15 protein-coding genes are annotated in these 14,486 nt (G+C 72.6%); 9 read left to right on the top strand and 6 right to left on the bottom strand.

What is annotated here, in order from left to right; all coding sequences use genetic code 11:
• Positions 1–28 precede the first annotated feature (28 nt).
• The 4 genes from FDM97_RS11505 to FDM97_RS11490 all read left to right on the top strand — a co-directional run bounded on the left by FDM97_RS11505 (position 29) and on the right by FDM97_RS11490 (position 4,262).
• Positions 29–1,375, top strand: coding sequence for an erythromycin esterase family protein (locus FDM97_RS11505; protein WP_137990312.1), 1,347 nt, complete (start codon positions 29–31; stop codon positions 1,373–1,375).
• A 76-nt stretch (positions 1,376–1,451) separates the two neighbouring features.
• Complete coding sequence (locus tag FDM97_RS11500) at positions 1,452–2,669, top strand: alpha/beta hydrolase (RefSeq protein WP_137990311.1); 1,218 nt, start codon at positions 1,452–1,454, stop codon at positions 2,667–2,669.
• A 231-nt stretch (positions 2,670–2,900) separates the two neighbouring features.
• Positions 2,901–3,512, top strand: coding sequence for a hypothetical protein (locus tag FDM97_RS11495; RefSeq protein WP_137990310.1), 612 nt, complete (start codon positions 2,901–2,903; stop codon positions 3,510–3,512).
• A gap of 45 nt (positions 3,513–3,557) precedes the next feature.
• A complete protein-coding gene (locus FDM97_RS11490; protein WP_175439390.1) occupies positions 3,558–4,262 on the top strand; it encodes a 3-keto-5-aminohexanoate cleavage protein in 705 nt (234 codons plus the stop codon).
• Here the strand turns inward: FDM97_RS11490 and FDM97_RS11485 are convergent.
• Positions 4,232–4,972, bottom strand: a complete 741-nt coding sequence (locus FDM97_RS11485) for a hypothetical protein (protein ID WP_137990309.1) — start codon at positions 4,970–4,972, stop codon at positions 4,232–4,234. The genes FDM97_RS11490 and FDM97_RS11485 overlap by 31 nt on opposite strands.
• A gap of 173 nt (positions 4,973–5,145) precedes the next feature.
• On the opposite strand from FDM97_RS11485, the gene FDM97_RS11480 reads away from it, so the two are divergent.
• The gene (locus tag FDM97_RS11480) at positions 5,146–6,216 is read left to right on the top strand and encodes an RNA ligase (ATP) (protein ID WP_137990308.1); all 1,071 of its coding nucleotides are present in this window, start codon (positions 5,146–5,148) and stop codon (positions 6,214–6,216) included.
• Between the two features lie 70 nt (positions 6,217–6,286).
• Here the strand turns inward: FDM97_RS11480 and soxR are convergent, their stop codons facing one another.
• Positions 6,287–6,751: a redox-sensitive transcriptional activator SoxR gene (soxR, locus tag FDM97_RS11475; protein WP_137990307.1), complete on the bottom strand. Its 465-nt coding sequence runs from the start codon at positions 6,749–6,751 to the stop codon at positions 6,287–6,289.
• A gap of 99 nt (positions 6,752–6,850) precedes the next feature.
• Between soxR and FDM97_RS11470 the strand changes: the two genes are divergently transcribed.
• A complete protein-coding gene (locus FDM97_RS11470) occupies positions 6,851–7,312 on the top strand; it encodes a MaoC family dehydratase (protein WP_137990306.1) in 462 nt (153 codons plus the stop codon).
• On the opposite strand, the gene FDM97_RS11465 is transcribed toward FDM97_RS11470, so the two are convergent.
• Both FDM97_RS11465 and FDM97_RS11460 read right to left on the bottom strand, forming a co-directional pair.
• Complete coding sequence (locus FDM97_RS11465) at positions 7,300–7,929, bottom strand: TetR/AcrR family transcriptional regulator (RefSeq protein ID WP_137990305.1); 630 nt, start codon at positions 7,927–7,929, stop codon at positions 7,300–7,302. The two genes, FDM97_RS11470 and FDM97_RS11465, sit on opposite strands and share 13 nt — an antisense overlap.
• Positions 7,930–8,027: 98 nt before the next feature.
• Positions 8,028–9,179, bottom strand: coding sequence for an acyl-CoA dehydrogenase family protein (locus FDM97_RS11460; RefSeq protein WP_137990304.1), 1,152 nt, complete (start codon positions 9,177–9,179; stop codon positions 8,028–8,030).
• A gap of 85 nt (positions 9,180–9,264) precedes the next feature.
• On the opposite strand from FDM97_RS11460, the gene FDM97_RS11455 reads away from it, so the two are divergent.
• From FDM97_RS11455 to FDM97_RS11445, 3 genes are all read left to right on the top strand, one after another.
• A complete protein-coding gene (locus FDM97_RS11455; protein ID WP_137990303.1) occupies positions 9,265–9,933 on the top strand; it encodes a TetR/AcrR family transcriptional regulator in 669 nt (222 codons plus the stop codon).
• Between the two features lie 77 nt (positions 9,934–10,010).
• Positions 10,011–10,706, top strand: a complete 696-nt coding sequence (locus tag FDM97_RS11450) for an ArsR/SmtB family transcription factor (RefSeq protein ID WP_137990302.1) — start codon at positions 10,011–10,013, stop codon at positions 10,704–10,706.
• Positions 10,707–10,738: 32 nt separating this feature from the next.
• A complete protein-coding gene (locus FDM97_RS11445) occupies positions 10,739–11,650 on the top strand; it encodes a DMT family transporter (RefSeq protein ID WP_137990301.1) in 912 nt (303 codons plus the stop codon).
• An 85-nt stretch (positions 11,651–11,735) separates the two neighbouring features.
• Here the strand turns inward: FDM97_RS11445 and FDM97_RS11440 are convergent, their stop codons facing one another.
• Together FDM97_RS11440 and FDM97_RS11435 are read right to left on the bottom strand one after the other, a co-directional pair.
• The gene (locus FDM97_RS11440; protein ID WP_175439389.1) at positions 11,736–12,818 is read right to left on the bottom strand and encodes a Zn-dependent alcohol dehydrogenase; all 1,083 of its coding nucleotides are present in this window, start codon (positions 12,816–12,818) and stop codon (positions 11,736–11,738) included.
• 47 nt (positions 12,819–12,865) lie between these two features.
• Positions 12,866–14,257, bottom strand: a complete 1,392-nt coding sequence (locus FDM97_RS11435; protein ID WP_137990299.1) for an aldehyde dehydrogenase family protein — start codon at positions 14,255–14,257, stop codon at positions 12,866–12,868.
• Positions 14,258–14,486: the final 229 nt, after the last annotated feature.

The following is a 14,486-nucleotide window of genomic DNA, read 5'->3' as shown; positions in this document are numbered from 1 at the left end:
GGGGGCGGTGCGTCGACACCCTTGATCCATGAACACGTCGATACGTCATCGGTTACCGCTGGTGGGGGCCGTCATCGCGCTCTGCCTCGGCGCCCTCGCCCCCACCGCTCTCGCCCACGTCGCTCCCGCCCCCGCCGCACACGCGGAGGCACCACCGGCGGACCCCGCCCGTGAACTCGCCCGCACCGCCCATCCCTTGGACGATCTGCGGCCCCTGGGCCGGATGATCGGCTCGGCCAAGGTCGTCGGGATCGGGGAGGCGACCCACAGCTCGGCCGAGTTCTTCGAGAGCAAGCACCGGATCTTCGAGTATCTGGTGGAGAAGAAGGGCTTCACCTCCTTCGCCCTGGAGGCCAACTGGTCCACCGGGCTGCTGATCGACGACTACGTACGGTTCGGCAAGGGCGACCCGCGGGAGATCCTGCGGGACGAGTTCCAGAACGCGTACCGCTTCTGGAACACCGAGGAGTACCTCGACCTGATCACCTGGATGCGGGAGCACAACCTGCGCCACCCCGGCCACCAGGTGCGGTTCATGGGCAACGACCTGGGCTACGCCGGGCCGAACCTCTTCGACACGGTCACGGGCCATGTGGCCCGCACCTACCCGCGGCTGCTGCCGCGCCTCCAGGAGCTGTACCGGGACTCGCGGCCGGTCGGCGAGGTCGACGCCTGGATGAACGCGTACCTGCTCAAGCCGCGCGAGGAACGCCTGCGGATGGCGTCGGACGTGAACCGGGCCCTCGCGCTCCTGGAGCGGCAGAAGCCGGCCCGGGACCGCGAGGAGCATGCCTGGATGCTCCAGCACGCCCGGGCCATCGCCCAGGTCGGCACGGAGTTCGCGTACGACATGACGGGTGAGGGGATCGACGACGCGATGCTCTACCGTGACCGGATCATGGCCGAGAACACCGTGTGGTGGCAGCGGCAGACCGGCGACCGGATGGTGCTGGCCGCGCACAACGGCCACGTCGGCTACGAGACGACGATGCCGGACAAGTACCCGCGCCTCCAGGGTGCCTTCCTGCGCGACGCGCTCGGCCGGGACTACGTGAGCATGGGGGCGTCCTTCGGGCGGGGCTCGTTCAACGCCCACGACGCCGGGACACAGGGCGAGCCGATCCGGAACTTCACGGTCGGCTACCCGGCCGCGGACAGCAGCGCCGAAACGCTCGACCGGGTGTCGCCGCGCCCCTTCTACCTGGACCTGCGCCGTACGACACCGGCCGCCCGGACCTGGCTGGACGTGCACCGGCCGGCCTGGCTGATCGGTACCGCGTACCCGTGGGAGGGCAACCAGGCGCCGGTCCGGCTCGCCACGTCGTACGACCTCCTCGTCCACTTCCCCGAGATCTCCGCGGCGCGTCTGCGCTGAAAACCTGGCCGTCCCTCCGTGCGCGCAGGATGCTGTCGCGGGAAGAGCTTCCCCGACGCGGAGGGACGGGCAGACCATGGCCGGGATGAGTGTGGAGCCGTACCGGGAGATCACCTTCGACAAGGACGGGGACGGGGCCGCCGGTCAGGGCGAGAGGCTCGCGGGGCTGGCCGCCGACGGGGTCACGGATCTGGTGATGTTCGCCCATGGGTGGAACAACTCCCGGTCCGTGGCCACCCGTCTGTACGACAGGTTCTTCGCCCCGTTCCCGGGGCTCGTGCGGCCGGATGTGCGGGTGGGGTACGTAGGGGTGGTCTGGCCCTCGATGATGTTCTCGGACGAGCCGATCCCCGACTTCGAGTCCGTGGCGGCCGTGCACCCGGGCAAGGAGGCGGTGGTGGGACGGCTGGCCGTGCTGCTCAAGGAGCAGCCGGAGGACGAGGACGCCTTCGCCGAATTCGGCGAGCTGCTACGTGAGTTGACGGACACGAACGGCTCCCGGGCCTTCGCGGCGGGGCCGGACGCGCCGGAGGTGCCGGACTTCCTGCTCGGCGACCCGGTGGCGGTCTGCGCGATGTTCGCCGACGCGCTGGAGGAGGCGGCGGGTCCGGGAGGCGTGCCCACGCCGCGGGAGGCGTTCGGGGGCCGGCTGAAGCGGTACTGGAAGGGCGCGAAAGAGGCCCTGCGCCAGGCCACGTACTACACGATGAAACGCCGGTCCGGCACGGTCGGCGAGCGCGGTCTCGGCCCGCTGCTCGGGGAACTCGCCCGCTCCGCCCCCGCGCTGCGGATCCATCTCGTCGGCCACAGCATGGGCGCCCGCCTCGTCGCCCACGCCCTGCGCGGCCTGCCCACCGGCGCCCGGAACGTGGCCTCGCTGACGCTCCTCCAAGGGGCGTTCTCGCACTATTCGTTCGCGGCCAGCCTGCCGCACGAACCGGGCAGGGGCGGCGCGCTGCGCGACATGCAGCAGCGGGTCGACGGCCCCGTGGTCGCCTGCTACTCGCGCCACGACACGGCACTCGGCGTGATCTACCCCCTGGCCTCCCGCCTGGCCCGCGACGCCGACTCGCTGCTCGGCAGCGACAAGCGCTGGATGGCGATCGGCCACGACGGCATCCAGGCGGTCCCGGGCACGACCACTCTGACCCTGGCGGCGTCCTTGCGGAACGGGACCCCGGCATCGGGGTGCGTGAGCATCGACGCGGCGGCGGTGGTCGGGGAGCACAGTGACATCTGCCACGAGGAACTGGCCCGGGTGGTGACCTCGGCGGGGCGGATCGGGCGCCGGTAGATCAAGGGTGGCCGTGCCGGGGACCGCCGCGATCTGGTCGAACCGTGCCGGCGGCAGTGCCGGCGGGGGTGCCGGATCGTCCGCGAGTCCCCGTCGTACGTCGTGCGACAGCTGTCCCTCGCGCGCCTCTGATGGACGCCATCGAATTTTCGATGGAACACGACGGGCCGGTCGTTCGTCCATTCCATAACGTCCTTGACGCCGAAGTACCAGCGACGGAGGTGCGGAGCGATGGCGGGTTTCCGGAGTCTTGCGAGACAGGTGCGTGATCCGGGGTGCGACACGGCGCTGCGGAGGTATTCGCTGCGTAAGTGCCTGGAGCGGTTCGCCCCCTACGGGCACCGTGCGACCTGGGATCACCTGTGCCGCAGGCACAGGTTCGGGCCCGAGGACCGGGAGCTCGATCCTCTGCGGCTGGTGGCCGCGCTGGAGGAGCTGGAGGAGGCGCGGGCGGTGTGGCTCGCGTACGAGAAGGAGTTCGCGGCGCGGCGGCGGCGCGAGAAGCACGACGGGCTGCGGCGGCCCGGCGCGCTGGACGACTGGCATCGGCGGACCTGGGGCGGCAACGGGGTGGCGCGGTGCGACGATCCGGCGGTGCATCCGTCGGAGCCGCTGGCCGAGGTGCTGCGCCGGCTGATCGCCGCGCTGGAGTCGGGGCCCGGGGAGCACTGCCCGGTGTGCGCGGGGAGCCGGATCGAGTGGCGGCCCGACCTGGACGACGAGCCGTGGTTCGGTCCCGTGTGCGGGGACTGCGGGGTGGTCGTCCCCCGGGCGGTACTGACGGCGGGGGCGCTGGCACGGGCGCGGGGAGAGGCCCTTCCGCGGCTGGCCTCGGTGGCCTGAGACACACGTGAGACACGGGTGACACGCGTGACACGGGGGATGGCGTTGATCCAGGCCTGCCTGAACGGGTCCCGCGGGCCCGGAGACTCCGCGGCCGTGCCCATGTCGCCGGGCGCCATGGCCGAGGCGGCGGCGCGAGCGGTCGCGGCCGGGGCGTCGGAGGTGCACGTGCACCCCAAGACGCCGTGCGGGGACGACACGCTCTCGCCCCGGGTGCTCGCCGAGACCCTGGCGGCGATCCGGACGGTCGTCGACGTCCCGGTGGGCGTGACGACCGGCGCCTGGGCCGAGCCCGATCCGGTACGCAGGGTGGAGCGTGTCCGCTCCTGGACGGTGCTCCCCGACCACGCCTCCGTGAACTGGCACGAGCCGGGCGCCGAGGAGCTGGCCGCGGCGCTCCTGGACCGGGGCGTGGGCGTGGAGGCGGGCCTCTGGTCGGGCACGGACGGCCCGGACCGGTTTCTCCGCTCGCCGCTCGCGCCCCGGGGGCTGCGGGTCCTGGCGGAGGTGACGGACCCGGACCCGGCGACCGCCGAGGAGACCGCACAGGCCCTGCTCGCCGCCCTCGGCTCGGCCCACGGCCTCCCCGTCCTCCTCCACGGCGAGGAAGGCGGCACCTGGCCGGTCCTGCGGCTGGCCCGCCGCCTGGGCCTGGCGACCCGGATCGGCCTGGAGGACACGCTGCTCCTGCCGGACGGCAGCCCGGCCCGGGACACCGCTCAGCTGGTCTCGGCGACCATCTCGGAGTAGGCGATCCACCGCTCCTCGGGCGGCAGGGCGAGGAGCGCGACCTTGCGGGCGAGGAGCGGGTGCCCGGCGAGGCGGGACGGGGCCTGCTCGACGAGCCAGGCCTGGAGTTCGGCGACGGGTCCGCGCGCGTCGGGGGCCGCGGCCCAGGGGGCGATCAGCGAGGCGTCGTCCGACAGCAGGTCGTCGATCCACGACTCGGCCCGCGCGGCGAGGTGCCGGTCCTCGACCCCGCCCGGGCGCCGGCTCGCCCAGTGGTCGAGGAGCGGTGTCACCGATCCGTACATGTCGGAACAGAGCTCGAAGACGGCCTGCACACCGTACGGCGGATCGGGCACGCGCAGCGTCTCCCGCCACCAGACGTCGAGGAATCCCCGTACGGCGTCGGCCTGTTCGCGCGGCCACTCCTGCCAGGCCGTCCGGCCGAGCCCGGTCGGCAGGTACCCCATCCCGTCGAAGCGGCCGTCGGCCACGTACGCGAGGAACGGCGGCAGGAGCCGTCGCAGCACCGCCGGGTGGTCCACGAAGTGGGACGGGACCTCGTGGAACGCGATCCGCACGAATGCGTCGGAGAGCGGTGCGCGGGGGACGGCGAGGAGCGCGAGTTCTTCGTCGCCGTAGCAGTACAGGCAACCGTCACCGGGTTTCGCCGTCATGCCTCCGAAGACGGTCTCCACGCGGCGCAGCGCCTCGGCAAGGTCGGGTGAGATCACGGGACTTGTCCTGACGGGACTCCGCACGGATCGGCGTCCGGCGAAGAGCGCGACGCTACCAGGCCCTAATCCGCTGGCCCACCCGAATTCGGTTCCGGCACAGTGTCCGGCGATGAGAACGACAGCCGAGTCACCCGAGTCACCCGAGTCACCCGAGTCACCGGAGAACTGACATGTCGACGCTGCGCGTCACCGCCGAACTGCTCACCGTCCACGCCCATCCCAACGCCGACGCGCTCGAACTGGCCCAGGTGGGCCTCTACCGTGCCGTCGTCGCCAAGGGCGCGTACCGCAGTGGTGATGCCGCGATCTACATCCCGGAGCAGGCCGTGCTCCCCCTCGCGCTCGTCGACGAGCTGGGGCTGACCGGGCGGCTCGCCGGGAAGTCCTCGGACCGGGTCAAGGCGGTGCGCCTGCGGGGTGAGTTGTCGCAGGGGATCGTGTGCCGGCCGAAGGCGCTGGCGGATGTCGATCTGGCCGCGGCGGCCACCGAGGGGACCGACTTCGCCGAGTTCCTGGGGATCGGCAAGTGGGTGCCGCCGATCCCGCCGACGATGAGCGGGGACGTGGAGTCCGCGCCCGATCTGCTGCCGTGGGTCGACATCGAGAACCTGCAGCGGTATCCGGACGTCTTCGAGCCCGGTGAGCCGGTGGTCCTGACGGAGAAGCTGCACGGTTCGGCCTGTCTGACGACGTATTTCGCTCAGGACGGTCGGGTCCAGGTCTCCTCCAAGGGGTTCGGCGCGAAGGGTCTGGCTCTCCAGGAGGACCCGCGCAATCTGTACTGGCGGGCCGTGCGCGGCCATGACGTCCCGGCGGTCGCGGCGCGGCTCGCCGAGCGGCTCGGCGCGCGTCGGGTCGGGCTGTTCGGCGAGGTGTACGGGGCCGGTGTGCAGGACCTCGGCTACGGCGCGAACGCCCGGAGCGAGGGCGTCGGTTACGCGGTCTTCGACGTGTCGGCCGAGATCGACGGCCAGGTGCGGTGGCTGGACCCGGCCGAGGTCCTGGAGGCCGGCGAGCTGCCGCTCGTACCGCGGCTGTACTCGGGGCCGTACGACCTGGGGAAGGTGCTGGAGCTGGCGAGCGGACGGGAGACCGTGTCCGGGCGCGAGCTGCACCTGCGGGAGGGGGTCGTGATCCGGCCGGTGAAGGAGCGGTACAGCCCGGTCGTCGGCGGACGTGCGATCGCCAAGGCGGTCAGCCCGGCCTATCTGACCCGCAAGGGCGGCACCGAGTACGAGTGACCGCCGCACACAGACCGAGGGGCCCGTCCACGGGGGTGGCGGGCCCCTCTCCGTTGCGGCCTCTACGGACCTACGCCTTCTTGCTCTCCGGCAGCAGCCGCGAGCCCGCCATCCGCTCGCCGACGACGTCGTCGGGGTTGGACAGCACGCAGTTCTGCAGCGACAGACATCCGCAGCCGATGCAGTCGGTCAGATGGTCCCGCAGCCGTCCGAGCTGCTTGATCCGCTCGTCCAGCTCCGTGCGCCACGCCGCCGAGAGCCGCGCCCAGTCCTCGTTGGTGGGGGTGCGCTCCTCGGGAAGTTCGGCGAGGGCGGTACGGATGGTCGCCAGCGGGATGCCGACGCGCTGCGCGGCCCGGATGAAGGCGACGCGGCGCAGGATGTCCCTGCCGTATCGGCGCTGGTTGCCGCTGGTGCGGCGGCTGCTGATCAGGCCCTTGGACTCGTAGAAGTGCAGGGCGGACACCGCGGCGCCGCTTCGCGCGGACAGTTGGCCGACGGTGAGTTCATGGATCTTCTCTGGAATCTGCGGCACTCCTCGAACCCTACTGTCCGTTGACAGCGGGCTCCCCACCCCACATGCTGAGCAAGCGCTTAGACAGGTGCTCACAGGTACGAGAAGGGACGAGGAAACATGGCCGAGCCGAGGATCTTCACCTCCGCCGAGGAGCTGCGCGCCGGAGTCGGTGAGCAGCTGGGTCACAGCGACTGGCTGGAGATCGAGCAGAAGCGGATCGACCTGTTCGCCGAGGCGACCGGTGACCACCAGTGGATCCATGTGGACCCGGAGCGGGCGGCGACCGGGCCGTTCGGGAAGACCATCGCGCACGGCTATCTGACGCTGTCGCTGCTGCCGACGCTGGTCCCGCAGATCATGCGCGTCGAGGGCATGAGGATGGGCCTCAACTACGGCACCAACAAGGTGCGTTTCCCGGCGCCCGTGCCGGTCGGCTCGCGGCTGCGCGCGAGCGCCGTCCTGACCGAGGTGACGGAGGCCGGCGGCGGTGTGCAGGTGACGGCGACCGTGACGGTGGAGCGCGAGGGCGGCGACAAGCCTGTCTGCGTCGCCGAGTCGGTCTCCCGCTACTTCTTCTGAGCGCCGACCATCCGCAGCACGAGGTCGGCGTAGAGCGCGCCGACCTCGTCCGGGGTCCGGCGGCCCTGCGTGTTGAACCAGCGCGAGACGTCGATGCAGAGGGAGAGCACGGCCACCGTGGTGCCCGGGACGTCCGGTACGTCGAACTCCCCGGCCGCCACGCCCTCGTTGATGATCCGGCGCACGGCGGCGTCGCTCTCGCGGCGCAGCGCCACGATCTCGGTGCGGTGCTCGGGGCCGAGGGCGTCGAGCTCGTACTGGACGACGCGCGCGGTGGTGTGCCGCTCGGCGTGCCAGCGCACGAAGGAGCGGACGGCGTCGGCGAGCCGCTCACCCGCCGTACCCTCGCCGTCGGCGGCGGCCCGGAGGATCTCCAGGGCCTTGTCGTGACCGATGCGGCTGATCCGGTGGAGCAGCTCTTCCTTGGTCTTGTAGTGGATGTAGAGCGCGGCCGGGCTCATCCCCGCCCGGCCCGCGATGTCCCGGGTCGTGGTGGCGTGGTACCCGCGCTCGGCGAACGCCTCGACGGCGGCGACCAGCAGCCGCCGCGCCGCCTCGGGCGTGACCTCGCCCCACGGCATGTCCTCGCCGCCGGGCGTCTCCTCCGCCACGCTCATCGTTCGCCCCTCACTCCAGCCGTCAGGACCAACACCATACAACGAAGCTGAGCAAGCGCTTAGAGATGCGGGCGTCCGGGGGCCTCGGGCCTCGGGGCTCAGAACGCCGATACGCCGGTCAGCGCCCGCCCGATGATCAGCTTCTGGATCTGACTGGTGCCCTCGTACAGCGTCATCACGCGGGCGTCGCGCAGCAGCTTGCCGACCGGGTACTCGTCGATGTAGCCGTAGCCGCCGTAGACCTGCAGGGCGTTGTTCGCGGCGCGCACCGCGGCCTCGGAGGCGTACAGCTTGGCCTTCGACGCGGCGGTGGCGAATTCCTGGCCCCGGTCGATCAGATCGGCGACCCGCCAGGTCAGCAGCCGGGCCGCGTCCACGTCGACGGCGATGTCGCTGATGAGCTCCTGCACCAGCTGGTACGAGGCGATGGGCTTGCCGAACTGCTCGCGCTCCCCCGCGTAGCGCACGGCCGCGTCGAGGGCCGCCTGCGCGATCCCGACGCAGCCGGCGGCGACCGACATCCGGCCCTTGGCCAGGGCGGACATGGCGATGGAGAAGCCCTTGCCCTCGGGGCCCAGCATCGCCGAGGCGGGGACGCGGACGTCCTGCAGGACCAGTTCGGCCGTCGCCTGGCCGCGCAGGCCGAGCTTGCCGTGGATGGTGCGGCGGGTGAGGCCGGGGGTGTCGGTGGGGACGAGGAACGCGGAGACGCCCCTGTGGCCGGGGGTGTCGTTGGTGCGGGCGAAGAGCAGCACGACATCGGCCCAGGTGCCGTTGGTGATGAACATCTTCGAGCCGTTGACGACGTACGTGTCCCCGTCGCGGACGGCCCTGGTGGCGAGGTTGCCGGCGTCCGAACCGGTGCCGGGCTCCGTCAGCCCGAAGCAGCCGATGGCCTCGCCCGCGGCGAGCCGGGGCAGCCAGGCGCGCTTGTGCTCCTCGCTCCCCCAGGACGCGACGGTCTTGGCGACGAGGCCGAGCGAGACGGAGACGATGCCGCGCACGGAGGAGTCGCCGCGCCCGAGCTCCTCGGTCACCAGACAGTAGGCGAGGTGGTCGCCGCCCGAGCCGCCGTACTCCTCCGGGATCGTGAGGCCGAGGAAGCCGACGGAGCCGAGCTTCTTCACGATCGACCGGTCGACGCTCTCGCCGCGGTCCCACTCGACGGCGTACGGGGTGACCTCGCGCGCGACGAAGTCCTCGGCGAGCTGCCGTACGGCTTCCTGTTCCTCGCTGAGCTCCAGGTTCACTGCGACACCGACCTTCGGACGACGACCTTCGGAGGCTTTAAATTAGCACTGCTAGTTTCCAGTGCGCAGGCCTACTATGTGCGCCATGGCCCGACCGCGCAAGCCCCTCCTCAGCAGAGACCGGATCGTCGAGACGGCGAGCGCGCTCGTGGACGCGGAGGGCCTCGCCGCGGTCTCGACGCGGCGGCTCGCGGCCGAGCTCGGGGTGAGCGGCCCGTCCCTCTACAACCACTTCCGCACGAAGGACGAGATCCTCGACGCCGTCGCGGACGCGGTCAGCGCGAAGATCGATCTGTCGATGTTCGCGGAGGACGACGAGCGCGACTGGCGCACGGCCCTGCACGACTGGGCAGCCTCCTATCGCGCCGCCCTCGCCGACCACCCGAACATCGTCCCGGTCCTCGCCCAGGGCCCCGGCCGCCGCCCGGCCGGTCTGCGCGTGGCCGACGCGGTCTTCGGCGCGATGGTCCGCGCCGGCTGGCCCCCGGCCCAGGCGACGTACATCGGCGCGCTGATGCGGTACTTCGTCACGGGCTCGGCGCTGGGTTCGTTCGCGCGCGGCTTCGTCGACGACGAGACGGCCTACGACCCGGCCGACTACCCCCACCTCGGCCAGGCGCACCTCCTGGCCGAGCACCGGAAGAAGGTCGACGAGGGCGCGTTCGACACGGGGCTGCGGGCGCTGCTCGACGGCTTGGCGCTGCAGTACGAGGCAGGGGTACGGGGGCAGTGGGCGGCGCGGAGTTCCTCGTGACCGGGCCGTCGCGGCACCGCGAGCGGCAGCAGGACGTTTCGGCCGCCGCCGAACGGTGACTGCGGCACCCTGGTCCCATGGCACCCAGAGACCTCGCCGCCCTCGCCGCCCTGTTCGCCGACGAGACCCGCGCCGCCTTCCTGCTCGCCCTGCTCGACGGGCGGGCGTGGACCGCCGGGGAGCTCGCCCGGCACGCGCGCGTGGCGCCGTCCACCGCCAGTGAGCACCTCGGGAAGCTCGTCGCCGGAGGGGTGCTCGCGGAGGAGCGACAGGGCAGGCACCGTTACGTGCGCCTCGCCGATCCGGGGATCGCGCATCTGGTCGAGGACCTGGCGGCCCGCGCCGAGCCCGCCGTCAAGGAGCCGCCGCGGACGCTGCGGGCCGCGAGCTCGGGGCAGGCGATGGCACGGGGCCGTACCTGCTACGACCATCTCGCCGGACGGCTCGGGATCGCGATCACCGAGGCGATGACCGTCCGCGGACTGCTCCGGCAGGACACGGGGTTCGCGCTGACCGACCGGGGTGTCGAGTGGTTCGGGGAGCGGGGCATCGCCCTGGAGGCCAGGGGGCGGCGGCCCGTCGCCCGGGGCTGTCTCGACTGGACCGAGCGCAAGCCGCATCTCGCGGGGATCGCGGGCGCTGCGCTGTGCCGCCACGCTCTGGACAGCGGCTGGTGCGTACGGATCGGGTCCGAACGCGCCGTGAAGGTGACCCCCGACGGGGAGCGGGCGCTGCAAGAGGCGCTGGGCATCGAGCCGGCGATATTGCGGTGAGCGCCGAACGGTCAAGGACCTACGGTCGCCCCATGACCACCTCTCGCGCCACCTCACGCCTGGCGCTCGCCGCCGCCGGTGTCACCGTCGTCCTGTGGGCCTCCGCCTTCGTCTCGATCCGCAGCGCCGGGGCCGCCTACTCCCCCGGGGCGCTCGCCCTCGGGCGGCTGCTCGCCGGGTCTCTCGTCCTCGGGGCCGTCCTGCTGATACGGCGCGAGGGGCTGCCGCACCGGGCGGCGTGGCCGGGGATCGCGGTCTCCGGGCTGCTGTGGTTCGGCGCGTACATGGTGGTGCTCAACTGGGGCGAGCAGGAGGTCGACGCGGGCACGGCCGCGATGGTCGTGAACATCGGGCCCATCCTGATCGCGCTGCTCGGTGCCCGCTTCCTGGGCGAGAAGCTGCCGCCCCGGCTGCTCGCGGGCATGGCGGTGTCCTTCGCCGGTGCCGTCGCCGTCGGGCTGTCGATGTCCGGCGAGGGCCACGCCTCGGTCCTGGGCGTCGTGCTCTGCCTGCTGGCGGCGGTCGCGTACGCCGGTGGTGTCGTCGCGCAGAAGCCCGCCCTTGCCCACGGCAGCGCCCTTCAGGTGACGACCTTCGGGTGTCTGGTCGGTACGGTCGCGTGTCTGCCCTTCGCCGGGCAGCTGGTCGACGAGGCGAGCCGGGCGCCACTCTCCGCGACCCTGAACATGGTCTACCTCGGGGTGTTCCCGACCGCCCTCGCCTTCACGACCTGGGCCTACGCCCTGGCCCGTACGACCGCGGGCCGGATGGGCGCGACGACGTACGCCGTGCCGGCGATCGTGGTCGTCATGGCGTGGATGCTCCTCGGTGAGCTGCCGGGGCCGCTGACCCTCGCGGGCGGGGCGCTCTGCCTGGCGGGCGTGACGGTCTCGCGCTCCCGCCCGCGGACGCGGCCGACCCCCGAAGCGGTGGAGACCGTCTGACCGTCACCGACGGCCTGCCCTCGGCGGCGAGGCGCCGGGCGGGAGCGATGCGCTCCCGCCCGGCACCGCCGTCGGCCACGAGCCGCTACGGGAAGACGACGAGAGCGCGGCCGCCCTTGCCGGCGAGCATGTTGTCGAAGGCGCCCGGGATGCCGTCCAGGGTGATCCGTTCGGTGACCAGTGCGCCCAGGTCGAGGCGGCCGGCCCGGATGTGCTCGGCGAGGACGGGCAGGTCCTGGGCCGGGTCGGAGTTGCCGTAGACGCAGCCGGACAGCGTGCGGCCCCAGTGGAAGAGCTCCAGGGCGTTGAAGGTGACCTGCTGGTCCTTGCCGCCGATGCCGACGACCGTGGTGCGGCCGCCGCGCCGGGTGGAGTCCCAGGCGGTACGGATGGTGGCGGCGCGGCCGACGCACTCGACGGACACGTCGGCGCCCTGGCCGCCGGTCAGCCTCCGGATCTCCTTGGCGGTGGTGTCGGAGGCGACGACGTACTCGGTCGCCCCGGCGGCCCGTGCCAGGGCCTCCTTCTCGGGCGAGACGTCGACCGCGACGATCGGCCCGGCGCCCGCGATGCGGGCGGCCTGGAGCGTGGCCAGACCCACGCCCCCGACGCCGAAGACGGCGACGGACTCGCCCTGCCGTACCCGGGCCGAGTGGTGGATCGCGCCCCAGCCGGTGAGCACCGCGCAGCCGAGCAGGGCGGCGTCCGTGAGCGGGACCCCGTCCGGGACGGGCAGGACGCAGCCCGCGGCGACGACGGTCTCCTCGGCGAAGGCGGCCACGTTGAGGCCGGGGTGGAGTTCCGTGCCGCCCTCGGTGGTGGCGTGTATGTTCGCGGCCCCGGTCAGCGCGTCGGCGCAGAGCCAGACCTCGCCGAGCGAGCAGGGATGGCAGGAGCCGCAGGACGGCGCCCAGTTGAGGACGACGCCGTCGCCAGGCGCGACGTGTGTGACGCCCTCGCCGACGGAGACGACCGTGCCGGCGCCCTCGTGGCCGAGGACGGCCGGGACGGGCACCCGCATGGTCCCGTTGGAGAGGGACAGGTCGGAGTGGCAGACCCCGGCGGCGGCGAGGCGGACCCGGACCTGTCCGGGTCCCGGCTCGGGGAGGACGATGCCGGTGATCTCCAGGGGAGAGCCGACGGCGGGCAGAACTGCGGCGCGGACCACGCTCATTGCTCCTCTTGCTCCTCTTGCTCCTCGTACGCCTCGGCCGGTCAGAACTGGAGGGACTTGGTCTGGAGGTACTCGGCGAGGCCGTGCGCGCCGAGTTCGCGGCCCACACCCGACTGCTTGTAACCGCCGAACGGGGCCAGCGGGTTGAAACGGCCGCCGTTGATGTCGACCTGGCCGGTGTCCATACGGCGGGCGAAGGCGACGGCCGCCTCCGGTTCGCCCCAGACGGCGCCGGCGAGCCCGTACACGGTCCCGTTGGCGATGGCGAGGGCGTCGGCCTCGTCCTCGTACCGGATGATCGAGACGACCGGGCCGAAGATCTCCTCCTGGGCGATGGTCATCTGCGGGGTGACGTCGGCGAAGACGGTCGGCGAGACGTAGTAGCCGGTCTTCCACGGGGCTTCGGGGCCGCCCGCGACGATACGGGCGCCCTCGGCCACGCCCTTCTCGATGTAGCCGCGCACGCGCTGCTGCTGCTTGGCGTTGACGAGGGGGCCGACGCGCTCGCCGGGAACGTACTTGGCGACGGCCTCGACGGCGAGGGCCACCGCCTCGTCGTACTGGTCGGTGTGGACGAGCATCCGGGTCCAGGCGCTGCACGTCTGGCCGGAGTTGGACATGACGTTGGCGATGCCGACGGCGACGGCCTTGCCGAGGTCGGCGCTCGGCAGGATGACGTTGGCGGACTTGCCGCCCAGCTCCAGGGCGACCCGCTTGACGGCGCCTCCGGCGAGGGCGCCGATCCGCTTGCCGACGGCGGTGGAGCCGGTGAAGGAGACCAGGTCCACGTCCGCGTGCTCGGCGAGCGCCTGGCCGACGACCGGGCCGAGGCCGGTGACGAGGTTGAAGACCCCGGCGGGGAGGTCCGCCGCGTGCACGGCCTCGGCGAAGAGCTGGGCGGTCAGCGGGGTGTCCTCGGCGGGCTTGAGGACGACGGTGCAGCCGGCGGCGAGCGCGGGGGCGACCTTGGCGACGATCTGGTGGAGCGGGTAGTTCCACGGGGTGATCGCGCCGACGACGCCGACGGGCTCGGCGCAGACGGTGGAGTTGCCGACCTTCTCCTCGAAGGAGTGGGTGGCGGCGAGCTCCGCGTACGATCCGGCGACGGCGATCGGCAGGCCGGTGTGGACGGCGGCGGCGAACTGGGGCGGGGCGCCGAGCTCGGCGGTGACCGTGGCGGCGATCTCCTCGGCGCGGGCCGCGAGCGCGTCGCGCAGCGCGGCGATCCGGGCGGCCCGCTCGGCGGGCGGGGTGGCGGCCCATGCGGGGAACGCGGCGCGGGCGGCGCGCACGGCGGCGTCGACGTCCTCGGCGGTGCCGGCCGGGACCTGGCCGATGACCTGCTCGTCGGCCGGGTTGATGACCGGGATGGTGTCGGAGGAGGCGGCGGGGCGCCACTCCCCGCCGATGTACATCGCGTCGTGGCTCTTCATCCGCTGCTCCTTCGGTCCTTCGGTCTCTCGTCACCGGCCGGTTCGTCGTCCGGGACCCAAACTAGCGCTGTTAGTTTTTGGGCGCCAGAGCCGCCGCCTCCCGATCCTGCAGCCCGGCGCGCACCCCTGTCGACGGGCGTTCCGGACAGCGCTCGCGCCGCGTATGCCGACGTACCGACACGCCGACGACCCCTCGGCCGCGTCGGGGAGGCGGCCGAGGGGTTCGACA

This window comes from Streptomyces vilmorinianum (genome assembly GCF_005517195.1).
In the GTDB taxonomy this organism is placed as follows: domain Bacteria; phylum Actinomycetota; class Actinomycetes; order Streptomycetales; family Streptomycetaceae; genus Streptomyces; species Streptomyces vilmorinianum.
Note: the sequence above shows the minus strand (reverse complement) of the source record. Positions and strands in the feature narration are given on the sequence as shown.

Coding starts and splice junctions, on each gene's coding strand:
- FDM97_RS11495 (WP_137990310.1), top strand. CDS start 2,901: ATGGCGGGTTTCCGGAGTCTTGCGAGACAGGTGCGTGATCCGGGGTGC.
- FDM97_RS11480 (WP_137990308.1), top strand. CDS start 5,146: ATGTCGACGCTGCGCGTCACCGCCGAACTGCTCACCGTCCACGCCCAT.
- FDM97_RS11470 (WP_137990306.1), top strand. CDS start 6,851: ATGGCCGAGCCGAGGATCTTCACCTCCGCCGAGGAGCTGCGCGCCGGA.
- FDM97_RS11450 (WP_137990302.1), top strand. CDS start 10,011: ATGGCACCCAGAGACCTCGCCGCCCTCGCCGCCCTGTTCGCCGACGAG.
- FDM97_RS11435 (WP_137990299.1), bottom strand. CDS start 14,257: ATGAAGAGCCACGACGCGATGTACATCGGCGGGGAGTGGCGCCCCGCC.
- FDM97_RS11465 (WP_137990305.1), bottom strand. CDS start 7,929: ATGAGCGTGGCGGAGGAGACGCCCGGCGGCGAGGACATGCCGTGGGGC.
- FDM97_RS11500 (WP_137990311.1), top strand. CDS start 1,452: ATGGCCGGGATGAGTGTGGAGCCGTACCGGGAGATCACCTTCGACAAG.
- FDM97_RS11445 (WP_137990301.1), top strand. CDS start 10,739: ATGACCACCTCTCGCGCCACCTCACGCCTGGCGCTCGCCGCCGCCGGT.
- FDM97_RS11455 (WP_137990303.1), top strand. CDS start 9,265: ATGGCCCGACCGCGCAAGCCCCTCCTCAGCAGAGACCGGATCGTCGAG.
- FDM97_RS11505 (WP_137990312.1), top strand. CDS start 29: ATGAACACGTCGATACGTCATCGGTTACCGCTGGTGGGGGCCGTCATC.